The following is a 25,172-nucleotide window of genomic DNA, read 5'->3' on the forward strand; positions in this document are numbered from 1 at the left end:
GTCACCCCGATCCGCGCGATCAGGTCGAACCAGGCCTTGAGCGACGCGGGCATCGAGTAGTTATACATAGGTGCGCAGAGCGCGATAACATCCGCATCGATGATTTCGGCCGGTTCTGTCGCAAACTTTTTAGATGACAGAGCATCAGTGGAATTGGTGAGCAGTTTACCCCGCCAGTTGGATGAACTGCTGAAACGGACGGAGTTCAGGCGTGAACTGACCTTTGCGGATCATGTTGACCAGTTCTATGCCTGCCAGGACAGATGCGGCTGAATCGAAAGATTTGAATCCCAGCAAGGGTCTGATCCTTCGTTTGATGAACCGGTGATCCTGTTCAATGATGTTGTTGAGGTATTTCCGCCTGACCATTTCGATCGGGATCGGGCAGCCAAAGCCTTTCAACATCTTGTTGATCGCCTTGATCCCAGCAGTGTTTGCGCCACTTTTGTCTATGGCAATCCGTTCACCTCGAGGGCGCGGGCGAAGAACCTCGTCGCAGCAGCTTTATTGCGGCGTTTGGATAGCATGAAGTCCAGAGTTTTGCCGTGTTTGTCGATCGCTCGGTAAAGATAAACCCATATGCCTTTCACTTTCACATAGGTTTCATCCATGCGCCACGAACGGTCTGCGGGACGCTTTCCATACCGTGCTGTTTCAGCAATGAGGCCGGCATATCGACTAACCCAGCGGTTTAGCGTTGCATGATCCAGATCAACGCCGCGTTCCGCCATGATTTCTTCCAGATCCGGGTAGGAAACACCGTAGCGCAGGTAGAAGAAAACCGCGTGCAAGATCACTTCTTTCGGATAATGCGCGCCCTTGAATGAGATCGTCATTGTCGGCTCCTGTCATGTTCCAGCACGCGTTACCAGAACTGTGTTCGATCTGACAGGTGGGGACAAAGTTTGCGACAGAACCTTCAAGGAACTTGCCGTTTTTGCCGACGGCCCCAAAGACTTAAACCCAAGCACCTTTCACTTTGATGTAAGTCTCGTCCATTCTCCAGGAACGGTCGCATGGTCCTTTGCGGCGACGTGCTTCTTCAGCGATTGCACCGGAATTCCGTGTTACCCATCGGTTAAGCGTGGTGTGGTCCACTGGAACACCGCGCTCGGCCATGATTTCTTCCAGGTCTCGATAAGAGACACCATAGCGAACGTAAAAGAACACCGCGAACAGTGTCACGTCTTTCGGATACTGTGCACCTTTGAAACAGATCCCATTAACATCACATTGGCACATTGCGATGCCGTCAGATTGGGGCATCCACGCCATCAACAGAGCCTTTGCCACGCCGGGAGAATAGTTGCGAGGCAATCCCATCACATCGCCGCCGCCCAAAACCGATACCGCCCCTGTCCGGTGATCTCGCGCGCCAGGCCGCGATCAGTGAACAGGTTGAGGTTGCGTCGCGCGGACATGGGTGAACATCCGGCTTGTTGCGCTACAATATCTGCCGACAAGATCGGGAACCGGGCGAGCGCGTCGATCAGCGCCGGCGGCGTACGCCCCGAAAGATCCCCAGTTTCCGCCCACGCACGCTCCAGCCAGGCCTTCAACCGATCCAGTTCCATCAGCGCGGCCAACGCCCCAGCTTGGGCTGCCGTGTAGAACGCCCGCAGCCGCGCTTCGGCGAAAGCCTCCCCCTCCTTCAACGCGTAGCGATCGAACCGATGGCCGCTCGACACCGGAAGGAACGGCGCCCCTGCCCCCCCTGCCCCGGTGATCATTGCCGCCACCGCCGGTTCCAGCATCTCGTCCCAGGGGGTGATCCCTTCGCGACGCCAGAAGGCCAGACCGCAAGCTGCCCGCGTCATCGCATGGCACCCGGCCAATTCGTTGCGTTGGACACGCAAGGCATCGCCAAGCGCATCCAGTTCCCCACCCACCGGACGGTCTGCATGGGGGTCGGGATCCTGGGCCTCGGTGACCTCCGCCCGCCCCAGGAAGGCGCGCAGATCCTCATGAACCGACACACCCTGCCCTGTCAGCCGCCGCACCGCCCAGCTGGCTCGGGCCAGCGCACGCGCCTCATCCTCCCCGGCCAGCCGCAACGCGCGGTAGAGCGCGATCTTTTCCGACCCCAGCCAGATGCCTTCGCCACGCAGAATTGCAGAGACTGACTGCAGGGCAATCCGCTCCCCGACGCCAGCCGGTATCTGCCTCAGCCGTTCCCCGAACCGGGTCACGGCCTCGACTGCCGCCAGCAAGTCGCGATAACAAACCTGCTCGGCCCGAAGCCAGATCTCGGGCTGCAACGATCCTTCCCGCGCGGCAACCGGCCATGGCAGATCGGTCGGCGCCGCTCCCGGGTCCGGCACCTGCGGCAGGAACCACAGATCCTCCTCCGGCGCCGGATCAACATCATAGATCGATCCTGACGGATCTTCTAAGTCATCGGTATCTTTGGGGTGTTCATTCATGGCAAACATAATAGTAGCTTTTTGTTTGTTACCATAGAGATTTCGAAAAGAGGACCTGTGGATGAGCTGCAAACTCTGAGGCCCAGTTGACGAACATGCGTGATCTGACGTTTGTTCCCGTCAAATGTTATTCGAACAGGAGTCAACACGATCTCATCGGTAGGCTGCCATTTCCCCAAGGATGCGGTTCTGTACGCTGTGTATTTCTACCTACGGTACACTGTATCGTATCGGGACTTGGAAGAGATTGAGGCCGAACGCGGCGTGCAGGTGGACCACGCCACTCTCAACAGGTGGATTGCGAAATACTCACCGATGGTCGCAGCGAGAACGCAATCAAAGACTGGCCGCCCTGCCCTCTGTAATGACCCGGTAGCGCGCTATTAGCTGTTGTTCAAAAAGGCCGGCCTGATGCGGTCCAAACTTGTCGATGGTCCATCGAGCAATCTCCGCCATGCTGGCTTCAGCGCGGCGTGTCAGTCGAAAGGGTTTGGTCACGCTTCAGTTCGTGTCCCTGCAAAAGCACACCGGATCTCATTCGAACTGCTGCCTTCTGCCAGATCTCCAACGTGAGCCTACGCCACACCCTCCTGCGGACCTAGTTTGCGAGATACCAGCCAGCTTCTTCCCACTCCATAGGCGGTAGACCCGCGCGCAATTCTTCACAGGCGTTCTGACAGACACCGGATGCAACCGGATTCTGCCCCAGCTGATCTTGCGATTCTGCAAGTACGACATTACGGGCTGCGATGCGCATGCCCCCTGTTTGGCGATATATGCCAACGAGACTGTCGGCTCAACGATTGAGAACCCTACACCCATTCAATCAATCAAAATGGTCTCATCGCCGGTACTTTGGCAATTTATCCTCTCTTGGTCGGCGTATTGGAGAAAGAGACCTGACTTTCAGAACCAAACAAGAGACTTCATCAATCACGCCTTGTGGTCGCCCAGCTCCAAACACAGCAGGGTTACGCAAACAGCTTTGAAATTTGAGTTAACGCCAATTGAACGTGAAGAGGACGGATAGAGTCTGTCGCCTTGCATCAATCCAACAAAGATAGAGCATTGCGCCAAAAAGTTACCCTGCGCGGGCCCAATTGCAACGGGTCGCGAACGCCCCCCTTTCCACAGTGTTCTAAAGGCAAACTAAACTCTCAAACTCCGCCTTACCCGTGTGTCGTCTCTTGGTCAGCGACCGACTCTGGCCGGCCAACCCGTGAGGCTTATCTTCGCACATAATTCACATTTCGGCCGCAGGTTCCAAACCGCTATCCAGGCCGCGATGCATCGCTCTCTCGGGCGGACGTAGGGTTTCTGTAACGACATCAATATCGCAGAAGGTGCAGCGCCGGATAGTTTGGGAAAACACTTGCCCAATCAGATCAACCAGCTTCCTGGCGTGGCCGGTTTCGCGTCTTATGATGCAAGAGGTTCAGTCCTTAACCCTGATGCAAACGAGAAGCGCTCTACCCAAAGCGGAGCTTTCATAGGTGTCTAGCATGAATGCAATCGACGCCTACGGCGGAGCTTTAACAACTGAAAGCCCCCAGAAACCGACCTGACCGGGTTTACAACTGTAAACGGGCTTGCTCTTATGCAAAGCGTATATCGTCTTCCGATTTGGAAAACCTACAATATAGGCGAAAATCCTTGACTTAGAGCAATGAATCACGGCTGTTTGTCTCAAGTGGCGCAAAAATGACCACATTCTTTAATTTGAGGCAACTACATGATTCCCGTGACACCACTTACGGCAGAACGACCATCGGCACTCGCCACGGAAATATCTGAGAGATTAAACTCGGCTATTCGGGAACATCTTCTTGCGGCTTTTGCCCCGGACAACACGAAATCACTACGCAACTTTGCAGCACCAGAAGCAGCCGAACTCTTAGGTGTCTCAGGTCAATTCATGCGCAAGGTCCACGTGGAAGGAACGATTCCTGAACCAAAGGACGTGCGCAGTGGACGACGTTACTATACCGCCCAAGAGCTCTGGGAAGCTCGCGAAACGCTTGAGAAGACCTCTCGCAAAAAGGGACGCTATATCCCCCGTCGGACTGAAGGAGAAAAACTCCAGGTCTGGCAGTTGATGAACTTCAAAGGTGGCAGCAGCAAGAGCACCACAACAGTTCACCTGGCACACTATTTTGCTCTTCGCGGTTACCGCGTTCTAGCCGTTGACCTGGATCCCCAAGGCTCGCTTACATCCATGTGCGGGATCAGCCCGGAAATAGAGTTTGACGGGCTGACGATTTACGACGCTATTCGATACGAAGATCCGGTTGATATGGCGGACGTTGTGCTTCCTACATACTTTCCTGGCCTGTCTGTGGCGCCGTCACGGCTTGTTCTATCGGAATTTGAGACAGAATCTGCCGTCCACTCCAACCCAGACCATCCGTTCTTTACGAGAATTAGAAATGCCCTGGCCCAGGTGGAAGGCGATTTTGACCTTGTGCTAATTGATAGCCCGCCTCAACTCGGGTTCTTGACAATAGCCGGCATGGCCGCCGCCAGTTCACTGCTTGTGCCACTGACACCGTCAATGCTTGACGTGTCTTCGACGGCTCAATTTCTCGAACTCGCCGGTGCCTATATGGCGGTTATCGAAGATGCCGGCGCCACTCTCGAATATGACAACTTCAAGTTCCTGATAACACGTGACGAACCAACCGACGTGCCATCTCAACAGCTGGCTTCGTTCATGCGAGCACTGTTTCAGGACAGAGTAATGTCAGCAACGGCGCTCAAGAGCACCGCAATCAGTGACGCCACAATGCTCAAACAATCAATTTACGAAGTTGTGCGGTCGGAAATGACACGCGCAACCTATGATCGGGCGAAGAACTCAATGGATGCGATCGGCTCCGAAGTCGAGCACATGATCCATCAGGCATGGGGACGCAGCTAATGGCTAGAAAATCGCTTCAAGAGATGTCGGGAATCGCTAACACCATTGCGCGCTCCAGCTCCAAAGCCATCGAAAAAGCACCAAGACCCAATGCCCCTGCCCTTGGTGCGCTTCAAGGGTCTCTCGCCGCAATCAGAGAAATTGACCCTGCACTTATCGACGATTGGGGGCCGGTCGACAGACTCGGTGAGTTTACAGCTGTAAACCCCGACGAAGAAGACGACAGCTTTGAGAGCTTGGTGTCAAGCATCCAGGACGGCGGCCAACAAGTTCCAATTCTCGTCAGAAGGTCCAAATCTGACGGTCGATACGAGGCAATATATGGCAGACGGAGGCTCAAGGCTTGTCGTGAACTCGGAATCAAGGTCCGGGCGAATGTTCAGGATATCGATGATGCATCAGCGTTGCTCGCCAAAGGGCTTGAAAACGCTGCGAGGCGTAACCTTTCCTTCTACGAAAAAGCGCGGTTCGCCGAGGCAATCCTGACTTCCGGGCATGACACTGCAACGGTAAGGCAAGTGCTGAACCTTACTAAATCGGGATTATCTCACCTGACAAAAGTTACGCAGCATGTTCCAGCACGGATTGGTGACCTGATCGGTGCAGCCCCAAAATCTGGTCGTCCAAAATGGACCACGCTCGCAGAACACTTTCATGCGGGCAAACTGTCGATGGATGAAGCTGCAAGCCTGCTAACATCCGTAGAACCATCGGTGTCGTCAGATGATCGGCTGGAATTGCTCCTGAAAGCAGCAACCAAACGCGGTGCGCGACAAAAAGAAGGTGTCGCCGAAGTCAGTCCAATCGAAGGCGTCACAATCAGATCCAGCAACGGAGCGCTGACTGTCTCTGTCAAAAGAGCGGGATCGAACGCAGGTTTCGCCGACTGGTTGGACAAAAACATGGCTGAAATCATCAAGCGCTCACACGCAGAGTTTACAGCTGTAAACACCAAGAAAAAGAACTGAGGCCGAGCAGAAAGGAGGAAGGCAAACAAGAAAACCCCCGAAACCGGAGTTTCGAGGGCTGCTGCGCAAAGCGCAATTCTTAGATTAGACACCTAGAATCTAGCAGCACCCGAATCGCCATACAAGAGAAAACACCTCTGGGTGAACAGGTTTTCTTTGTCTGCTGTCAGAAAATCATGAAAACACTATCAGCATTGGCTCCAGATGGAGCGACCTTGTCGGGAACGGCAGGGCAGGGGAATAGCACGCCCAAAAAATGGATACTTCTTCGCGCGGTTGAAGAGGCCAGAGAACCTCTTGGGTTAAGATCCACATCTCTCAATGTCCTGAGGGCAATGATTTCCTTCATGAGCGGGGATCAGATTTCTTCAGACCAGGATGATCACCATATCTGCTTCGCTTCCAACGCAGCCATCGCCAAACGAACTCATGTCAGCGTACAGACTGTTGAGCGCCATATTTCCGCACTGGTCGAGCTTGGACTAATCCGTCGCATCATGAGCGCAAACGGCAAACGTTGGGCTCGCCGGGATCGACAGGGCAGGGTGGTTACAGCAACAGGGCTGTCCCTAATGCCTTTGTCTGAAAGATATGCCGAGTTCATCAAGGAAGCTCAGAGACATGCTGATCGAGTTCTGGAGTTCACTGTACTCCGAGACAAGGTTTCGGCCGCTCTGGCGCGTCTCAGGGAACTGGTTGCAAACGACACCGCGATCTCTGATTTGATGACCACCGTACGCAATGCTCTGCGTCGCAAACCAGACGGGAATGTACTCAGCAAGTTGCTGTTAGAAATCTCTGTGGAAATCTCTGAGATAACACAGACAGATACAGAAAATTTGAGGGCCAGTGACAGTGAAATTGAGGGGCACAAAGAGGACTCTTTGAATACGGAAGTTAAGAAAGAAAAATTCTCTCAGATTCAAGTTTCTCCTGAACAAATGGAGCGTAGCTTTCCACGGTTGTGCTCAGAACTACGCTTTGCAAAAGATCAGCACCACTGTGATCGGATTATGGATGATATCGCAGACTATCTACGACTTGGCCAAACCTGGTATGCGATGAAAGCAACGTTTGGGCCAGCTATTCGTTTCATCGTTCTAGGATACATCTTTCAACGTGCTGAAAATATAAAGTCTCCAGGAGCTTATTTGATTTCATTGTTGGCTAAGATCGAAAAGGGAGAGCTGTCCCCAAAGGCAATGCTATCGCGAACCTCAAATAGCTCTTAGTTTTTGTGAAACAGGAAGAAATGTTTCGTCATCAGATTGCCCTTCCAATCGATGATCGGATTGAACAATTTCGGAAAATGTGAGCAATAGGAAAGACCTCTATAAATCATAAACTCATATATCATGAGTTATAGACTGGATTATTATACCTCACCATGTGGAACTGGCAGAACCCCGACTGGCCGACATTCTGTTACGATGCCGCAAGACTTGAACCTTACGAGCAACAGTTCCTGTTGTCCTCCGGGGAAGTCCTTGGAGCAGTGCGCCATGTGAATACGTGGGATCAAGATCAATTGCGTATCGACCTTCTGAGCGAAGAGGCAATGAAAACCAGCGCGATCGAAGGTGAGATGCTGGATCGTCTCAGTGTTCAGTCTTCGTTGCGTCGGCATCTTGGGCTGGCTCCCGACAGCTATCCAACCAAACCGCGCGAGCAGGGGGTTTCTGAGATGATGGTGGATGTTTACTCCACCTATGCGGAGCCGCTTTCACACGACACTTTGTTTCGGTGGCACGACATGTTGCTATCGCATGACAGGCATCTGGAAACGATCGGAGCCTATCGGAGCCATGAGGATGCGACGCAAATCGTGTCAGGCCGATTCGATCGCCCAGCGGTGCATTTCGAAGCACCGCCTTCGTATCAGGTTCCAGCTGAAATGGACCAGTTCGTAAGCTGGTTCAATCGGACCGCACCAAGTGGTCCCGAACCATTGCGCGCACTGATCCGGGCCGGATTGAGCCATCTGTATTTCGAAAGCATTCACCCTTTTGAAGACGGCAATGGCCGGTTGGGCAGGGCGCTGGCTGAAAAGTCCCTGGCGCAAAACATTGGTCAGCCTAGCCTGATTGCTCTTGCTTTCGCGATCGAGCGAGATCGGAAGGCTTACTACGACCGGCTCGAACGCCATCAAAAGACGTTGGACGTCACACCATGGCTTGTCTGGTTTGCCGAAACTGTACTTAAAGCACAGCAGGTATCGCTTGCACGAGTTGGTTTCTCTATATCCAAGACGCATTTCTACGACCGGCATCGTGATCAATTCAATGCCCGCCAAAGCAAGGTGATCACCCGTTTGTTCAAAGCGGGGCCGGATGGATTCAAAGGAGGGCTGAGCGCAGAGAACTATATCTCGATAACGGGAACGTCACGCGCCACTGCGACGCGAGATCTACAGGATCTGGTGGAGAAGGGCGCTCTGACCCGCATGGGTGAGCTCCGGTACACACGCTATTGGTTAAAGCTGAACCGGGAAGGGTAGGCGCTGAATGTCAATCGGCATTCCTTATTGACCCCTCTGGTGCTAAGCAGGCTCGGTACTGCGTAATCTTCAACTGACGTGGTTGCAGCGGGCCTGCGGGGTTTCGGATTGGCGGTATGCGCCGTTCTGGAAACGCCAGCTTTCGTTGCCGGTCTCGACGATCTCGCAGTGATGGACAAGCCGATCGACGAGCGCGGTGGTCATCTTGGCATCTCCGAACACACTCGGCCATTCGCCAAAGGCCAGGAGAAGAAACAAATAGAAGTGCAGTTTCACTGCGTGTATATGTTCGGTATGAAACCGCGATAAGCAGTTATTATTAAATAACTATTTCTAATTCAAGTTTCTCGCTCACGTATTGGCTGAGCTTTTCTCAGTTGCTGGAAACCGAGGTTACGCAATTCTGTTTTCAAGCCAGACACTCGTCACATTCGGGTGATGGAACGAAAACGGGAGGAATTACTCGTGACTGATCTAGCTAAGCTCAGCGCAACGGAAACCGCATTGGCCATTCGGGAACGCCGCGTGTCGTCGGCTGAAGTGATGGAGGCCGCGATCGGCAGGATCGAAGCGGCAAATGACAAGCTGAACGCGTTTGTCTTTACTGCCTTTGATGAGGCGATGGACGCCGCTAAGGAAGCTGACGCAGCTGTCGCCCGTGGCGACGAGTTGGGCGCAATGCATGGCGTGCCCACCGCGATGAAGGATCTGTTTGACTTCAAGCCGGGCTGGCCAAGCACTCTTGGCGGTATTCCGCAGCTGAAAGACAACATCGCCGACATGAAATGCGGCTTTGTCAACAGCATGGAAAACGCCGGCGCGATCTTTGTCGGCAAGACTAACAGTCCCGCTCTGGGTTTTCGCGGCACCACTGATAATGTGGCCTTTGGTCCGACTTCGAACCCGTTCGACACAAGCCGCAACGCGGGTGGGTCTTCCGGGGGTTCAGCGGCGGCCGTAGCGGCAGGTTTGCTGCCCATGGCTGAGGGCACCGACGGCGGTGGCTCGATCCGCATTCCGGCGGCCTGGACCAACACAGTAGGGTACCGCGCCAGCGCTGGACGCACGCCCCTTCTGGTGCGCCCGAACGGTTTTGCCAATACGCTTCCCTACATCTTCGAGGGCACCATTACCCGCAATGTCGAGGACGCCATCGTGTCTCTGGGCATCTTGCAGGGAATGCACCCGGCTGATCCGAATTGCCACAACATGGTCAATGACTTCGCTGATGCGGGTCTGCGCGGCATCAAGGGAATGAAGATTGGCTTCAGCCCCAATCTGGACGTGTTCCCGATTGAAAACGAAGTCTCCGAGGTTATCGCCAATGCGGTCAAGGTCTTTGAACGGGCCGGGGCCGAAGTCGAAGAGATCAAGATCGGCCTGACCCGAGATCAGCATGAATACAGCGATATCTGGTGCCGTCTGTTCGTGCCAATCATGCGCCACGCCTTTGACGGCATGAAGGCCGGCGGGCTGGACCTGCTGTCCGAAGAACATCGCCACGGATTGCCGCCGGAACTACTGGACTGGGTGGAGCGTGTCGGCCCGAGCTACAGCGCCGATGACCTCTATCGCGATCTGTCGGTGCGGACCGAAGTGTTTGATGCCTATCAGGCCACCTTCGCCAAGTACGCCCTGATCGCATCACCCACCGTGACGGCGATGCCGGTCAAGAACACGGATGATGGCAACACAAAAGGCCCATCCGAGATCAACGGCGTCAAGATTGATCCGCTGATCGGCTGGTGTCCTACCTTCCTTACCAACTTCACCGGTCATCCCTCGGTATCGGTGCCCGCAGGTCTGGGCACATCGGGTCTGCCGGTGGGTCTGCATATCGCGGGTCGCCGACAGGCTGATGGCGACGTGCTGGCTGCGGCAGCAGCGTTCGAACGTCTGCGCCCGTGGATGCAGCACTACGACCGCATCTCGCTTTAATTCGCAAGAACCTCCCTGGCCGGTGTCTTGCCCGCCCTGCGCAGCAGGGCGCCGGTCCCTTATTGTTCAAACCCAACAGGAGAAACCCGATGAAAACCACTTTGAAAGCACTCGCACTTTCGGCTGCAATGGTCGTGGGCGCTGCTACCACTGCCATGGCCGAAGCCCGCCCGATCACCGACGCTGTCATTGTTGAATACCTGGAATTCAATCTGGTCGATGGCGCCAACCCCGATGAGTTCCTGCGCGAAACGCTGGCCATGGACGAAGTTCTAGAAGGCTATGACGGCTTTGTCGCCCGCCACCTGGCCCGCAACACCGATGGGTCCTGGGTCGAAGTTGTCTATTGGACCTCGCTGGAAACTGCCGAAGCCGCGCTGCCGCGTTTTGTCGAAGACCCGCGCACCAAGGGCTTCCTGTCGCTGGTCGATGGGGACTCGCTGTCGGTGAAATATTCCAACGTCTTCGAATTTTAAGACCCTTTGGTGCGGTGCAGTTTCTGTGCCGCACCCACTAATAACTACTGTGAAAACCACACTTTTCCCCAACATAACGACAGGGATACTCATGAAAAACCTAGCCAGAAAATTCACCGCTAGCGTCGTGCTGGCTTCTTCCGTTGGTATGGCCAGCGCCGATGAGATCAAATCGGTCACAACCGAACAGGTTCGGTCCGCCGCCGCAGACGCTTGCGCCGATGGCACGGAGTACAAGGTGGCTTATAGCCATTCGGTATCCGAAGTGATCATTGTCAAACAGGTGCGCCGCTTTGCCACCGAACGCGCCGCTGATCTCGGTTGTGTAACGGTGCTGCACGACAACACGCAAGGCAACAATCTGGAACAGCAGATCAACGCGATCCAGGGCTGGATCACACTGGGCGTTGATGCCATCGTGGTATTGCCGATCGAACCCACCGCGCTGCAGCCGCTGCAACGTCAGGCCCAGGCACAGGGCATCAAATGGCTGACCTATCTGGGCCAGATGGAAGGCTCCGACGGATTTGTCGGCTTTGACCACGCCCAATCTGGTCAGATCGTGGCCAATGCCGCTGTCGACTGGGTCAAGGAAAACAATGTTGAAGATGCCAAGGCGCTGGTGACCACCCTGACACCGCTGCCGTCTCTCAGTCCGCGCTGGACCGAGGTGAAGCGGATCTTTGAAGAGAACGGTATCGAAGTGGTCGCCGAACAAGATGCCGCCGACCAGACCAACGGACTGCGCGTGACGGAAACGGTTCTGCAGCAGCACCCCGATCTGGATATCGTGATCGGCATGGCAGATGATGCCGCTGTTGGCGCGTTGCGCGCGATCAAGCTGGCGGGTGCGGACCCGGATGCGATGTTTGTGGCCGGTCAGGATGGCTCGGCCGAGGCGCTGACCGCGATCAAGGATGGCGGGGCCTACCGTGCCTCGGCTGCGATCCTGTTGAACGAGCTGGGTGCGAACATCGTCGATCAGGCGCTGAACGCGATACGCGGCAACGGCCCGGCCTTTGCTTACACGCCCACCGTTCTGGCCACCCATGACGATCAGGCGCTGCTGGATCAGCTGTTGGCGAATTTCGACAACTAAAGCCATCGTTGACGGGGAGAACACTCATGCGTCTTGAGGTTAAAGATCTGCGCAAATCCTACGGGCCGGTGAATGTGCTCAAAGGCGTGGATCTGACGGTTGAAGGGGGTCAGGTTCTGGCCTTCCTGGGTGCCAACGGAGCCGGTAAGTCCACGCTGCTGAATTGTGTCAGCGGGGCTCAGGACGCAGACACAGGGGATATCCTTGTCGAAGGCGCCTCGCTGCGGGGATTTACGCCCCGACAGGTTCAGGATCTGGGCATTGCGATCATCTATCAGCATTTCCAGGTCTTCGAAGGTTTGAGCGTGGCCGAGAATATCTTTCTCGGCCACGAAATCCGGCGCGGCGGCCTTGTGGATCGCCGCTCCCAGAACGCACAGGCGCAGGAATTGCTGACCCGTCTGGGCGTTGATGATATCGACCCGCGCAGCGATCTGGGAACTTTGGGTGTCGGCGAGCGCAAGGTGGTGGAAATCGCACGCGCGCTGCGGTTGAAACCTAAATTCCTGATCCTTGATGAACCCACGGCGTCTTTATCGGACCGCGAGGCCAAGGCATTGCACGAGGTGATCCGCCAAGCGGTGGCCAGTGATGGGATCGGCGTGATTTATGTGACGCATTTCCTGGACGAAATCCCCAAGATTGCCGACCGTATCACCATCCTGCGTGATGGTCGCATCCTTTGGACCAAACCGGTAGATGAGGTCTCGATTGCGGACATGACCGACGCGATCTCGCCTGATGCGCTGGTGACGGGTCTCGAGAAAATCCCGTTTCAGGCGGAAGGCTCCGAGGTGTTGCGCCTGAGGGAACTGGAAACCAGCTTTGTCGGGCCGATCAGTGTGGGTCTGCATCCGGGTGAGGTGTTGGGCATATACGGGTTAATGGGGGCAGGGCGTACCGAATTGCTGGAATGCCTGTCAGGTGCGACCCGCCAATCAGGCGGTGCGCTTGAGTTCAACGGGAAGATCCGCCATTTCCGCACCCCGCGTGAGGCTCTGGAGCAGGGCATTGCCTTGGTTGCCAGCGACCGCAAGGAACAAAGCCTGTTTGCCAGCTTTTCCGCTGTGGAAAACTTGCTTGTTCCCCATTTGGGCCGCGCTCCCATGCCAAGGCTGCTACGCAATTTCAGCCGCGAAGGGATTGAGTTCGAACGAGCCGCACGCCGCCTGAACATCCACCCCCCAAACCCGCGTATGCAGGGGCAACGGTTCAGTGGCGGCAATGCCCAGAAGATCATGGTAGGCCGTTGGCTGGTCGATGGGGTCGGACTGAAGCTGCTGCTATTGGATGAACCAACACAAGGCGTGGATATCGGTGCGCGGCACGAGCTGTATGAGGCTTTGGCTGCTGTGAAGCGCTTGGGGACAACAATCATCATCGCCAGCTCGGACGCGACCGAGATTTGTCATCTTGCGGATCGGGTTATGGTTCTGGGCCGGGGCCAGCAAGTGGCGCTGATCGACAACCCGCATGACGAAGAAACGCTGATCGAACTGGCCCACAAGGCCGAACATGGAACACAAGACGGCGCATCTGAAGCCGCAAGCCAGATGGAATTTACGCAATGACCGATACAGGACTGACAAGAGGCGTAGCGGGGGCTGCGACGAACAACAAGAAGGACCGCGATTGGTTCGAACTGGCGGTTGCGGCGTCGCTGCCGGTGGCCATCGCCCTGCTGGCGCTGTTTTTCTATATCAAGGTGCCGGTGTTCATGACCGTGAACAACTGGATCGCAATCTCGGTGCAGGTTTCGGCTCTGATGACAATCTCGATCCCCTTCGCCCTGCTCTTGATGGCGGGCAAGATTGACTTATCGGTTGGATCAACGCTGGCACTGTGCGGCGTGGTGGCAGGGTTGTGTTTTGAACCGTTAGGTATCGCCGGCGCGGTGCTGGTGACGCTTTTGATTGGGACAATTGTGGGCACGATCAACGGAATGATGGTGTCTTCCATCGGAATGTCACCGATTATTGTGACCTTGGGCACCCTGACACTGATTAGGGGCCTTGCACAATGGTTGGCACCAAACCCGATCTTTGGTTTCCCCGAAGAGTTTCTGGTTATCGGCTACGAGCGCGTTTTGGGCCTGCCAATTCTGACCTGGATCATGTTGGCCGTTATCGGTCTGGGCGTCGGTGTCATGTCCTTGCTACCCATCGGACCGCAGATCGTAGCCCTTGGCGTGAATCAGCGCGCAGCGTTTCTGGTTGGCCTGCGGGTCAAGGTGATCGGAGTTGGGCTGTATGCAATGACCGGTTTTTTTGTCGCGGTGGCGGCATTGATGAGTATATCGCGCATTAACTCGGCTCCGGCAGGGACGTTGGGCATCGGAGTGGAACTGAGCGTTCTAACGGCCGTACTTCTAGGAGGTATCCCGTTTACAGGTGGCAAGGGATCGGTTTTGCGCGTGGTATTGGGGGTCTGGCTATTGGGCATGTTGTCGAACGGGCTAATTCTCATGAATGTCCCAACTGAGCTGAGTCTAATGACAACGGGCCTCGTTCTGATTGTGGCGGCTGGGCTGGATGTCTTGCGCGCGCAACGAAGCTGATCCCATACTTGCCAAGAATGACCCCCTCCGCTGTCGGAGGGGTGTCGCGTATTCAGAGGATGTGGAACCGTGAAGAGATTACCGCCTCTGACAAGCCTGCAGGCGTTCGAGGCCGTGGCACGGCATATGAGCATCAAGCTGGCAGCCGAAGAACTTCTGCTGACCCCGACCGCTATTAGCCATCGATTGAAAACGCTTGAGACGCAACTGGGCGCGCAATTGTTCCACCGGTTGACCCGCTCGCTCAAGTTGACGCCAGAAGGTGAGATGCTGCGCCCCTTTGTGACCGATGCATTTCGCAACCTCAATCTGGGCATCGCACAACTGAGCACTGACGAGGTCGAGGGCGAGTTGATCGTGACAACCACGCGGTCCTTTGCCTGGAGTTGGTTAAGCCCGCGCCTGCCCAAGTTTAGCCGGCTGTATCCGCAGCTGGAGGTCAAGGTGATCGCCTCGGACACGGTTCTGGATTTTGCGCGGTTCAGCGTCGATATATCTATAAGATACACGGACAATCCCGACCCCGAGGAGCACGCCGCCTGGGTGTTGGACGATTTTGTAACGCCGATCTGTTCGAAACAGATGGAGCACAAGATCAAAACCCCCGAAGATCTGCTGAACCAAGATCTGGTGGAATATGAATGGCTGGGCTTTGACAAGGGTGATCCGAACTGGCAGGCTTGGTTCAAATCCGTGGGATTGGATGGGTCCAAAGTGAAACCCATTGCCAATTTCAGTGACGAGATCATGTGCATTGAGGCTGCAATGGATAGCAAGGCCGCTGCGTTGGTCAGCGTCATAGCTGCCTCGCGCGAGATTGAACGTGGTCGAATTGCTGCCCCCCTGCCATTTGTACTGCGGGACCGCAGCTATTTTCTTGTTTGCCCGATGGAGCGGGCAAAATCCGCGAAAGTACGAGCGTTTCAGGATTGGCTGCTTAATGAGGCGGATGTATTTCGTGACAGTGCCTATGGCTTGAAGTTTATTCCGCAAGGCGGCTGATGATTCGTCTCTTGGAACGCCAATTCAGCGAAAACCCGCAGAAACACCAGTTATTTGCCGCACCAACCGACCGTGTTGCATGGAACAGGATTGAGACGAGATTTCCCAAACCCCATCGTTTCAGCGGACGCTTATACTTCGCGCCACCGAGAGATGTCATGCGGTTGAATGCCCTCGAAGCTATTTTCGCTTCGGCGGTTTGACAGTCGAAATCACGTGATTGCAAGCGATCACCGATAAGTTGTTTCCATCTGCCGATCTGGGCTTAAACCCGTGATCGTTGATGGTATTCCGTCTCAGTTTGTCAGTTCAATCTGCCCTTTTGAGCAATGGCGGCGATGTGTCGATTACGCTGTGCATTCTCGCCGCGACAAGTTTCCCAAGGCAAAGAACCGGGTCGCGAACTGCTCGGATTGCAACGAATGTCTCCCGCGGCGGTCAGGCGGCTACTCCGATCTGGCAATCGAGATTTTACTGCTGGAGAAGGGGATATGTCCGGGCCCCTTGAAGTGGCCCCGGACACTCAATGTCAAAGGCCCAACTGGTCCATCAGGCATTGAACTCTGGATTTATTGTTTAGGCGATCCAGCCAATCCTGAGGCACACCGTACAAGGCCCCGCACACCGCACCTAGCAGAAGGGCCCGGCCACAACTGTCGCCGCCGGACAGGATGTTGGTTCGAATGGCATCTTTGTAGGACTTCGAAGTCAATAGGTTGTGCAATACGCTGGGCACGCCGCTTTCCAGTTCACATGCCAGACCAAGTTCGGCGGTCAGTTCCTGGTTACTGCGATCGGTAGAGGCACGGGCCAGTTCCAGTCTGGACAGGATATCGGCATCCGCTGCAGCCATCGCGGCATCGACGATATCGCTGGCTGATCCGCCATCACGCGCCGAGACCAGCATTGCCGTGGCGACGGCTCCGTATTTTTCCGCCGCATGCGATACATTGGTCGTGCGTACCGCATCCGACGCGCGGCCTTCCAATCCTGCCGCCACCAGCGCGGGCAGTTTGGCGATGGCTGGCAGTTGCACGTCATTTGCTCCGCAAGGCGTGTCCAACGCTTTACCCGCAAGATTTTCCAGCGTTTCACGGGTAGCATGGTCGATATAGCCGACAAATGTACCACCATAGCCGAAATGCGCCACGAAGGCCGCGTTATAGGCTTTTTGGTCATAAGTACCACCAGACTGGGCCAGCGCACTCAAAAGAACCATCAACTGTTCACCATACTGCGTTAAGTCGCCAGGCTGCTTCAGCGGGTGTGCGAAGTATGCTGGAACTCCGTCGAAATCCTGGGCCGTGGTGGCGCAGAATTCGGGATTGTCACCGCCCAGCTCGACGATCCGGGGCTGATCATAGAGCCAATGCAACCCCAGCGAGGCAGCATCCGCGACCAGCGCACCGGTTACGAGATTTCGATTTGTTGTCATCGCCTTGGCTCCATTATCCCTGGACCGCGCCGCGGTCCGCGTTCAGTTTCTGTCCGGTGATATTTGCCGCCAAGGGCGAGGCCAAGTAAAGATAGCTCAAGGCAACGTCATTTGCCTTTTGCACGCCGGGCAGGGATTGGCTGGCGCTGATCTCGCCTTCGATGATCTCTTCGGACACGCCACGATCCTTCGCCATCTCCCGCAGGGTGTTGAGCGCGGGGCCAGTCAGGACCCAGCCGGGGCAGACGGCGTTAACGCGAATGCCCTTTGGCCCCAGCTCTTTCGCCATCACGCGCATGAAGCCGATATTTGCGTGTTTTGACGAGATATAGGCGCTGAGGTCCGGTTCGGCGGTCGTGCCCCAGATCGAGGCTGTGATGATGATCCGCCCACCCTGACCCATCAGCGGTACCGCTGCGCGGGTAGTTAGGTAAGTGCCGTTTACGTTGATGTCGATCACGCGGCGAAAGCGGGCCTCGGCCTCATCGCTTTGGTCGCTGATCGGGGTGACGTCTTCCAGACCGGCATTGGCAACGAACACATCCAGCGCGGGGATTTGCGAAAACACCTCTTTCACGCGGGCGCCGTTGGTGATGTCGCAGATCCAGCCGGTGACATTGCGCCCGGTCTCCTGCGCCAGATCGCGGGCGACCTGATTGATTTCCTCTCCTTGGGACAGGATGTGCAGATCGGCCCCATGCAGCGCAAATGCGCGGGCCACACCAAGGCCGATGCCACGGCTTGCGCCTGTCACCATCACTGTTTGGTCGGTGAAATCGAGGCCGGAAATCAGTTCCATATCAGGTCTCCTGAAGCAGATGAACGGGTCGCGTCCGAGTTTGGGTCATTGCAACGCCAAAAGGTCAGGTACCCGCGTACCTGACCGTATTGAGCGGTGGATCGAAGGTGCCGCGCGGGCTCACTTTTCTTTGCCGTCGACGCCTGCGATGTTCAGATGGGGCAGGGGCATGACGCCCAGCTGGAAGAACAGGCCCAGCGTGTCTTCGTGATAAAGGTAATCCGTCACTTTGCCGTTCTCGTCGAACTTGAACCATTCGGCGCCATAGATGTCGACTTTGCGGCCTGTACCGGGGACGCCATAGAAATCACCGGAATGCGTGCCACGCAGGCGGAAGCGCGACATGACGGTGTTACCGTCAGCGACCAGGTCAATCGCGTCTTCGTGGATGTCGGGGAAGGCTTCGCGCCAGAAGGCGACCAGCTTTTTGAACCCGTCACGGCCCGAGGGCCATCCATCCAGCAGAAGACCATGACGCACATCTTCGTTGAATATCTCGTCAACGCGCACCATGTCGTTCTTGTTCCAGCAAGTGGCGTAGATGTCAGCCACCGTTGCCTTGTTGCGCTCTTGATCAGTCATTGTTGCTCTCCGGTAGGTAAATCTATTGCCCAACGGAATGTGGCAACTGGACCTTACTAATGTCACCCGATGAAACCTCAGGTCTTGGCTGAAGAGATTTCAGTCAAGGCGCGGACAAACTTGCCCCTATGAAAATGACAACGCCGTTCAAGCGCCTGATTCCAGCGTGCCGAGGGGTGTCAGTCTGGCCGCGTGATGCGGCTGAACTTTCATAGGGTGACGGAACCGGGATGCAGATCGCGGGGCTGGGAAAGGTCAAAGAACAAGCGCCTTCCGCGTCGTCGCCCAACGCAACCTGTTCCAATCGGGAGGGACAAAATGGCAACGACTTTTCTGAAATCCACCCTGGGTGCGATGGCTTTTGGCGCCAGTACAACCTTGGCGATGGCCGACACCATTTCGCTGGGCGCGCCAATTCCGCTGACCGGGTATTTCGCCGCTGATGGCGAGACGATGGAGCAGGCGATCAACCTGGCCGTGGGCGAGATCAACGCCGAAGGGGGCTTGTTGGGCAACCAGATCGAAGTGGTCACATTTGACATCGGTGACCTGACGCCGGACAAACTGGCCGCTGCTGCGGCCAACCTGATCGAGCGTGGCGGCGTCAGCGCCCTGATCAACGGCTATGGTGGCATGGGCCCAGACATTCCGGCCTTCTGCCCTTATGGCATTCCCTATATCCACAATGACGCGGTTGCCGGGGTGATCGACCTGGCCGAGCGGATGAGCTGCAAAGCGATCTTCAACGCGTCGGATATCGACCTGAACTATGGTAAAGCCCAGTTCGACATGATGATGACCACCGGTCATAGTTTTGAGACCAAGCGCCTGGCCATCGTGCACGGCGATTTCGAATGGGACATCAACAACGCCAGATCCATGGCCGAAGCTGCCGAAGCCGCAGGTTGGGAAGTGGTTTACATTCAGGAAGTACCCTATGACACCGTGGAATGGACCGGCATCCAGAGCCAGATCCGCGAAGCGCAGCCTTCGCTGATCCATCTTGAGGCGCTTGAACCTGCCGTGGCCACTACCTTCCTGTCGCAATACAAGGAAAACCCCTCGGGTGATGCGCTTCTGAATGTGGGCTATATCGGGGCCACCACCGGTCTGGATGACGTAATCGCGCAAGGTCAGGCCGAAGGTCTGCTGTCGTTTACCCTGAATGCGCATCAGGACAACGACGCCGGCAATGCCTTTGTGGAACGCTGGGAAGCCGCCTATGGGTTCGAACCTTCGGTTAGCCTGGCGGCAGCTGTTTATGACATGGTTTACATGTGGGCCGCCGCAGTTGAGCAGGTGGGCGATGCGTCGGATTATGACGCAGTTGCCGACGCGATCCGATCAATGAAATACGAGGGTCTGGTTGGCACCTTTGATTTCAACGACCGCAACTTCATCAACAACGGATCCGACACGCAACCCGCACAGCTGTTCCAGGTGCAGAACGGCGAGCGTGTGCGCCTGGTTGTTGGCGACCAGAAGGTCGGCGAAATCGCACAGCCATCCTGGATCAATTAACACTCCCCAACTGGCTGCGCCTCCGCATTTGCGACGGGCGCGGCATTTTCTCTTTTTCATGGATCAGCACAGGAATACGCTGCATGACGCAAATGTCGCTGGAAAATGTCACGATGCAGTTCGGACCGTTCCGGGCGCTGACCGACATGTCATTTCATATCGAGCGGGGGGAGATTTTGGGTGTGGCCGGGCCGAACGGGGCCGGCAAATCGACTTTGATGAATGTTTGCACCGGCGGTCTGCGGTCCACGGCCGGGCAGGTCATCTTCAACGGCCAGGATATCACTCGGCTCAAGCGGCATCAGCGCTGCGGGTTGGGCATCGCGCAAACCTTTCAGATCCCGACGCTGCTATCGTCTGTTTCGGTAGGGGAGAACCTGTTGGCCGGAAACGTGTTCGGACTGGAGGCGCGCGGCGGCGGTCCCGGCATCGCTATGGACGAAATCCTGTTCCTGACCCAACTCGAAGATCATCTGAATTTGCCAGCGGCACAAGCCAATCTGCTGGCCCGCAAGCGGATCATGCTGGGCGCAGCGCTGGCAACAGGCCCCGAGATCATATTTATGGACGAACCTCTGGGCGGTCTGAACACCGAGGAAATCGTCGAGTTCCTGCAAGTCATCCGTCACGTGCGCGAAGAACTGAGTATCACCATCGTAATGGTTGAACACAAGACGCGCGCGCTTGCCGAAATCGCGGATCGGGTGCTGATCATCAACTTTGGCGAATTCGTCATGCTCGACACCCCGCAGGTCGTTCTGAATGACGACCATGTGGTCGAGATCTATCTGGGAAAGAAACACGATGCTTGAGGTTGAGTGCGTCAACGCCTTTTACGACGACTTCCACGTGTTGCATGATGCGTCGCTGCGCGTTGACAAAGGCGAACTGGTGGCCGTGGTGGGGGCCAACGGGCATGGCAAAAGCACATTGCTCAAGGCAATTTGCGGACTCACGCCGGTAAAATCGGGCCAGATCCGATTTGAAGGCAGCGACATTGCCGGGTGCAAGGCCCCACATCTGGTCGGGCAGGGGTTGGTTTACGTGGCTGAGGACCGTCGCCTGTTTCCCGACATGACCGTTCTCGAAAACCTGCAGCTGGGGGCCTATCTGTCCGGCGCTCGCGCGCAGGAGGCGCAAAACCTCGACCGTGTCTTTACCCTGTATCCCCGTTTGGCCGAGCGCCGCAAACAGCTGTGCCGTTCGCTTTCGGGCGGTGAAGCGCAGATGGTTGCGTTGGGGCGTGGTCTGATGTCGAACCCGACACTGATTGCAATTGATGAGCCTTCTTTGGGTCTGGCACCGAACTTGACCGAGATGATGCTGAGGACCGTCTCGCAACTGAACAAGGACGGCCTGACTGTCCTGATCGTGGAACAAAGCCTCGCCCTGCTCAAGGGCATGATCGATCGGGTCTATTCGATCGAAGAGGGCATCGTGCGCGAAGCCAGTGCCGACAACATGCAGGAAGTGCTATGACGCAGATACTCGAAATTCTGATCAGCGGCATCACCCAGGGCGCGGTCTATTGCGTCGTGGCCGTTGGATTGTCTTTGGTCTATGGTGCGTCGCGCATTCTGAACTTTGCCCATGGGTCGCTCTATTCGCTAGGCGGGTTTCTGGCCTGGTATCTGGTCGCGGGTGGGCCAGGCCTGCCACTGTGGCTGGCATTTCCTCTGGTGCTGCCAGTGCTGGCGCTGACCGGCGTAGCAATTGAACGGGCCATCATCCGGCCTCTGCGCGGATCTGATAACTGGAAGATCAACACCATCATGGTGACGCTGGGTCTGGCGTTTATTATCGAAAACGGGTTGCAGCTGGTTTTCGGCCCCGGAACCCGCACCATCGCGCCCTTCGTCGAAGGTTCTCTGAGTATCGGCGGTATCACCATCACCTGGTACAAGCTGTCGATCTTTGTGATCTCGCTGGCGCTTGTTGGGGCGCTGGAGCTGTTTCTCTCGGCAAGCCGCTATGGTCAGGCTGTGCGCGCGGTCAGTCAAGACATGCAGGGCGCCAATCAGGTCGGTATCAACGTCAATCAGGTGTTTTCCACCACCTTTGCCTTGTCCGTGGTTCTCACAGGTGTGGCGGGTATCCTGCTTGCCCCGGTCTTTCTGGTCTCGCCCCTAGGTGGATGGGCGCCATTCCTCAAGGCCTTTGTGATCGTCGTTCTGGGCGGTCTGGGTAGCACCAAAGGGGCATTTGTCGCGGCCTTCATCCTGGCCGTACTCGAAGCCTTTGTCATTTTCTATATCGGTCCAAGCTGGGCCATGCCGGCCTGGCTGTTGATGCTGATCGTTGTCTTGATGGTCCGTCCCAAAGGTCTGTTCGGCGTGTGGGAGAACTGAGATGTCCGAGAAAGTTAACGCGACCCTTGCCAAAATACCGTCGGTCTTCACCGGCACCGGGCTCAAGCGCGACTCGATGGTCTTTTGGGCTGTCGTGGCCGGGCTGGCCGTGTTGGGCGGGGTGATCGGCGACAGCTATGTCCACCACATACTGATTCTGGTGTTCATCTGGTGCATCGTGATCGCCAGCTGGGATCTGATCCTGGGTTATGCCGGTATTTTCAACTATGCGCAGCTGGTGTTTTTTACCTTCGGGGCCTACGGCTCGGCCATGCTGTCGATCTATGCGGGGCTGACGCCGTTGTTGGCGATTGTGGCTGCAGCCGGGATCGGAGCGGTGATCGGTCTGATCGTGGCGGTTCCCAGCCTGCGGCTGAAGGGCGAATATGTGGCGTTGTTCACCTTTGCTGTGCATCTGGCGCTGCCACCGTTGATCCAGCAGGGCAAGGCCATCGGCATGGGCGGCAATACCGGCCTGCTGGGCATCCCTTGGCTGAATCTGTTTGGGTATCAGGTCTCCTCAATCGACAAGCTGACTTGGTATTGGGTGGCACTGGCCTTTGGGGCTGTCTGCGTCTACCTGATCTATTTCATCGTACTGCGCGGGCGTATGGGGTTGGCATTTATCGCGATGCGCGATGCTGACACCTTTGCGCAGGCGATCGGGGTCAACGAGTATAAATACAAGATGCTGGCCTTTGTCGTATCTGCCGTTTTCACTGCCGTGGCGGGTGGTCTTTATGCCCACTACACCAGCGTGGTGACGCCTAAGGTGCTGGGAACCGAGTTCTTTCTGATGGCGATGGTCATGCTGGCCATAGGCGGAATGGGCCAGTTCCCGGGTGCGGTGCTGGGTGTCTTCATTGTGGTGATCGGCAACGAACTGCTGCGCAGCTTTGACGATTACCGCCTGTTGCTGCTGGGTGTGGCCGTGGTGCTGACGGTGATCTTTCTGCCCAATGGCGTGGCTGGTCTGTTTCGCAAACGCAAATAAAACGGGCCTGCCCTGTTTACAGGGTAGGTTCACTCAAAGAATTCGCGGCCATAGTCGCTGTCGCGGAATTGATCCGCCTGATCCAGAAGCCAGTTCTGAAATACCTCGATCTTAGATTTGCGCGCTGCGGAATGCGGGCAAACCAGATAACGGCTTTTGTGCTTGATCTTGGCGGTTCTGTTGATGGCGTGGATGCCACCGCCTGACGGCATCGCAATGTGCCAATGTGATGTTGCTCCGCTGACTTGGTGTTGACGCAAAGGCTGCCGTGCCACCAAGTTGTGGCCGATTTGGGTGAAACCGGCAAATGTCTCGGCAAAGCCACGGGCAAATACCGGCCCGCTTCTTGACCATTCAGGTGACCTGGACCTTCGGGGTCATTCAGCGGCCCAGGCATTTGCCCGGAAATGGCCGGATCAGGCGGCAGCGATCTGACGCGCCTTTTCTACCATGACTTCGGCCTGGCGGATCGAGGCATAGTCGATCAGACGGCCGTCCAGGGATACTGCACCCTTTCCGGCTGTCTCGGCTTCGGCCATTGCCACAAGAATACGCTGTGCTTTTGTCACTTCGGCGTCACTGGGCGACATCACTTCGTTGGCCAGGGCGATCTGACTTGGGTGGATGGCCCACTTACCTTCGCATCCCAAAACGGCCGCACGTTTGGCCGCAGCCCTGTACCCATCGGGATCCTGAAAATCGCCAAAAGGGCCATCGATTGGGCGAAGTCCGTTGGCGCGGGCTGCGACCACCATACGGGCCAGCGCATAGTGCCACATATCGCCCCAATGTGTCGCCCGGTTGGCCCCGGCATCCGGATCGGTCAGTACCGAATAGTCAGGATTGACACCGCCAATGATCGTTGTCCGCGCGCGCGTGGACGCCGCATAGTCCGCCACTCCGAAATGCAGACTTTCATTGCGTTTCGAGGCCGCGGCGATTTCACTGACATTCTGCATGCCCAACGCCGTTTCGATGATGTGCTCGAACCCGATACGCTTCTTGTATCCTTTTGCATCCTCGATCTGTGTTACCATCATGTCGACGGCATAGACATCGGCTGCTGTGCCTACTTTAGGGACCATGATCAGGTCCAGACGTTCCCCTGCCTGTTCCACAACGTCGACCACGTCGCGGTACATATAGTGCGTGTCCAGCCCGTTGATGCGAACCGACATGGTCTTGTTGCCCCAGTCGATGTCGTTCAAAGCCTGAATGATGTTCCTGCGTGCCTGTTCTTTCTCGTCGGGTGCGACGGCGTCTTCCAGATCCAGAAAGATCACATCGACATCGGATTTTGCGGCTTTCTCGAACATGCCGGGTTGGCTGCCGGGAACGGCCAGTTCGCTGCGATTGAGACGCGCGGGCGCCTGTTCGATGGAATGAAAACTCATGATTGGACGTCCTTGGTTCAGAGGTTCGGGTACAGGGGGAATCGGGCGCAGAGGTCTGCGACTTCGGCGCGGACCTTGGCTTCGACTTCGCCGTTGCCGTCCGGGCCGTTGGCGGCCAGGCCGTCGACCACTTCGACGATCCAGTCGGCGATCTGGCGGAACTCTGTCTCGCCGAAGCCGCGGGTGGTGCCGGCGGGGGTGCCCAGGCGGATGCCCGAGGTG

Annotated in this window: 22 protein-coding genes and 5 pseudogenes; 16 read left to right on the forward strand and 11 right to left on the reverse strand. The window is 56.3% G+C overall.

Going from position 1 to position 25,172, the window contains the following annotated elements:
- From AC2FMY_RS20880 to AC2FMY_RS20895, 4 genes and pseudogenes are all read right to left on the reverse strand, one after another.
- On the reverse strand, nt 1-209 hold a 209-nt coding region (locus tag AC2FMY_RS20880), incomplete at its 3' end, for an NAD(P)H-dependent oxidoreductase (protein WP_496747550.1).
- Nucleotides 166-836: pseudogene (locus AC2FMY_RS20885) on the reverse strand (IS6 family transposase). The gene AC2FMY_RS20880 and the pseudogene AC2FMY_RS20885, both read right to left, overlap by 44 nt.
- A 124-nt stretch (nt 837-960) precedes the next feature.
- Nucleotides 961-1,242, reverse strand: a pseudogene (locus AC2FMY_RS20890) (transposase domain-containing protein); the annotation flags it as partial.
- Between the two features lie 80 nt (nt 1,243-1,322).
- Nucleotides 1,323-2,423, reverse strand: coding sequence for a helix-turn-helix domain-containing protein (locus AC2FMY_RS20895; RefSeq protein ID WP_496808000.1), 1,101 nt, complete (start codon nt 2,421-2,423; stop codon nt 1,323-1,325).
- Nucleotides 2,424-2,552: 129 nt separating this feature from the next.
- Here AC2FMY_RS20895 and AC2FMY_RS20900 point away from each other — a divergent pair.
- The 5 genes and pseudogenes from AC2FMY_RS20900 to AC2FMY_RS20920 form a co-directional block, all read left to right on the forward strand.
- Nucleotides 2,553-2,765, forward strand: a pseudogene (locus AC2FMY_RS20900) (IS6 family transposase); the annotation flags it as partial.
- A 1,390-nt stretch (nt 2,766-4,155) separates the two neighbouring features.
- A complete protein-coding gene (gene repA / locus AC2FMY_RS20905) occupies nt 4,156-5,340 on the forward strand; it encodes a plasmid partitioning protein RepA (RefSeq protein WP_480752146.1) in 1,185 nt (394 codons plus the stop codon).
- Nucleotides 5,340-6,308 carry a plasmid partitioning protein RepB gene (gene repB, locus AC2FMY_RS20910; RefSeq protein WP_480752145.1) on the forward strand — a complete coding sequence of 323 codons (969 nt, stop codon included), beginning with the start codon at nt 5,340-5,342 and terminating at the stop codon, nt 6,306-6,308. The genes repA and repB overlap by 1 nt, the downstream gene beginning before the upstream one ends.
- A 176-nt stretch (nt 6,309-6,484) precedes the next feature.
- Nucleotides 6,485-7,540 carry a helix-turn-helix domain-containing protein gene (locus AC2FMY_RS20915; RefSeq protein ID WP_496808001.1) on the forward strand — a complete coding sequence of 352 codons (1,056 nt, stop codon included), beginning with the start codon at nt 6,485-6,487 and terminating at the stop codon, nt 7,538-7,540.
- Between the two features lie 155 nt (nt 7,541-7,695).
- On the forward strand, nt 7,696-8,805 hold the full coding sequence (locus AC2FMY_RS20920) for a Fic family protein (RefSeq protein WP_496808002.1): 1,110 nt from the start codon (nt 7,696-7,698) through the stop codon (nt 8,803-8,805).
- Nucleotides 8,806-8,874: 69 nt separating this feature from the next.
- Here the strand turns inward: AC2FMY_RS20920 and AC2FMY_RS20925 are convergent.
- Nucleotides 8,875-9,051 (reverse strand): annotated as a pseudogene (locus tag AC2FMY_RS20925) (ATP-binding protein); the annotation flags it as partial.
- 219 nt (nt 9,052-9,270) lie between these two features.
- Between AC2FMY_RS20925 and AC2FMY_RS20930 the strand changes: the two are divergent.
- The 6 genes from AC2FMY_RS20930 to AC2FMY_RS20955 all read left to right on the forward strand — a co-directional run bounded on the left by AC2FMY_RS20930 (nt 9,271) and on the right by AC2FMY_RS20955 (nt 15,877).
- Nucleotides 9,271-10,743: an amidase gene (locus AC2FMY_RS20930; protein ID WP_496808003.1), complete on the forward strand. Its 1,473-nt coding sequence runs from the start codon at nt 9,271-9,273 to the stop codon at nt 10,741-10,743.
- 89 nt (nt 10,744-10,832) lie between these two features.
- Complete coding sequence (locus AC2FMY_RS20935; protein ID WP_496747520.1) at nt 10,833-11,219, forward strand: hypothetical protein; 387 nt, start codon at nt 10,833-10,835, stop codon at nt 11,217-11,219.
- Between the two features lie 91 nt (nt 11,220-11,310).
- Nucleotides 11,311-12,318 (forward strand): sugar ABC transporter substrate-binding protein, encoded by a 1,008-nt coding sequence (locus tag AC2FMY_RS20940; RefSeq protein ID WP_496747522.1) that lies wholly within the window; start codon nt 11,311-11,313, stop codon nt 12,316-12,318.
- Between the two features lie 26 nt (nt 12,319-12,344).
- Complete coding sequence (locus AC2FMY_RS20945; protein WP_496747523.1) at nt 12,345-13,889, forward strand: sugar ABC transporter ATP-binding protein; 1,545 nt, start codon at nt 12,345-12,347, stop codon at nt 13,887-13,889.
- Nucleotides 13,886-14,875: an ABC transporter permease gene (locus tag AC2FMY_RS20950; protein ID WP_496747525.1), complete on the forward strand. Its 990-nt coding sequence runs from the start codon at nt 13,886-13,888 to the stop codon at nt 14,873-14,875. The genes AC2FMY_RS20945 and AC2FMY_RS20950 overlap by 4 nt, the downstream gene beginning before the upstream one ends.
- Before the next feature lie 69 nt (nt 14,876-14,944).
- On the forward strand, nt 14,945-15,877 hold the full coding sequence (locus AC2FMY_RS20955) for a LysR substrate-binding domain-containing protein (protein WP_496747527.1): 933 nt from the start codon (nt 14,945-14,947) through the stop codon (nt 15,875-15,877).
- A gap of 529 nt (nt 15,878-16,406) precedes the next feature.
- On the opposite strand, the gene AC2FMY_RS20960 is transcribed toward AC2FMY_RS20955, so the two are convergent.
- The 3 genes from AC2FMY_RS20960 to AC2FMY_RS20970 all read right to left on the reverse strand — a co-directional run bounded on the left by AC2FMY_RS20960 (nt 16,407) and on the right by AC2FMY_RS20970 (nt 18,693).
- Nucleotides 16,407-17,312, reverse strand: a complete 906-nt coding sequence (locus tag AC2FMY_RS20960; RefSeq protein WP_496808004.1) for an ADP-ribosylglycohydrolase family protein — start codon at nt 17,310-17,312, stop codon at nt 16,407-16,409.
- 13 nt (nt 17,313-17,325) lie between these two features.
- A complete protein-coding gene (locus AC2FMY_RS20965; protein ID WP_496747531.1) occupies nt 17,326-18,111 on the reverse strand; it encodes an SDR family NAD(P)-dependent oxidoreductase in 786 nt (261 codons plus the stop codon).
- A 120-nt stretch (nt 18,112-18,231) separates the two neighbouring features.
- A complete protein-coding gene (locus AC2FMY_RS20970; protein ID WP_496747533.1) occupies nt 18,232-18,693 on the reverse strand; it encodes an ester cyclase in 462 nt (153 codons plus the stop codon).
- Between the two features lie 318 nt (nt 18,694-19,011).
- Here AC2FMY_RS20970 and AC2FMY_RS20975 point away from each other — a divergent pair, with 318 nt between their 5' ends.
- From AC2FMY_RS20975 to AC2FMY_RS20995, 5 genes are all read left to right on the forward strand, one after another.
- The gene (locus AC2FMY_RS20975) at nt 19,012-20,214 is read left to right on the forward strand and encodes an ABC transporter substrate-binding protein (RefSeq protein WP_496808005.1); all 1,203 of its coding nucleotides are present in this window, start codon (nt 19,012-19,014) and stop codon (nt 20,212-20,214) included.
- An 83-nt stretch (nt 20,215-20,297) separates the two neighbouring features.
- On the forward strand, nt 20,298-21,026 hold the full coding sequence (locus AC2FMY_RS20980) for an ABC transporter ATP-binding protein (RefSeq protein WP_496808006.1): 729 nt from the start codon (nt 20,298-20,300) through the stop codon (nt 21,024-21,026).
- Entirely contained in the window at nt 21,019-21,693 is a 675-nt protein-coding gene (locus AC2FMY_RS20985) for an ABC transporter ATP-binding protein (protein WP_496747539.1), read from the forward strand. The genes AC2FMY_RS20980 and AC2FMY_RS20985 overlap by 8 nt, the downstream gene beginning before the upstream one ends.
- The gene (locus AC2FMY_RS20990; protein WP_496747541.1) at nt 21,690-22,562 is read left to right on the forward strand and encodes a branched-chain amino acid ABC transporter permease; all 873 of its coding nucleotides are present in this window, start codon (nt 21,690-21,692) and stop codon (nt 22,560-22,562) included. The genes AC2FMY_RS20985 and AC2FMY_RS20990 overlap by 4 nt, the downstream gene beginning before the upstream one ends.
- 1 nt (nt 22,563) lies before the next feature.
- A complete protein-coding gene (locus AC2FMY_RS20995; RefSeq protein WP_496747544.1) occupies nt 22,564-23,556 on the forward strand; it encodes a branched-chain amino acid ABC transporter permease in 993 nt (330 codons plus the stop codon).
- A 29-nt stretch (nt 23,557-23,585) separates the two neighbouring features.
- On the opposite strand, the gene AC2FMY_RS21000 is transcribed toward AC2FMY_RS20995, so the two are convergent.
- The 3 genes and pseudogenes from AC2FMY_RS21000 to glyA all read right to left on the reverse strand — a co-directional run.
- Nucleotides 23,586-23,831, reverse strand: coding sequence for a hypothetical protein (locus tag AC2FMY_RS21000; RefSeq protein WP_496808007.1), 246 nt, complete (start codon nt 23,829-23,831; stop codon nt 23,586-23,588).
- A gap of 141 nt (nt 23,832-23,972) precedes the next feature.
- Entirely contained in the window at nt 23,973-24,950 is a 978-nt protein-coding gene (locus tag AC2FMY_RS21005; protein ID WP_496747548.1) for an HpcH/HpaI aldolase/citrate lyase family protein, read from the reverse strand.
- A gap of 17 nt (nt 24,951-24,967) precedes the next feature.
- Nucleotides 24,968-25,172: pseudogene (glyA, locus tag AC2FMY_RS21010) on the reverse strand (serine hydroxymethyltransferase); the annotation flags it as partial.

It is taken from the genome of Ruegeria sp. YKSE079, assembly GCF_059612845.1.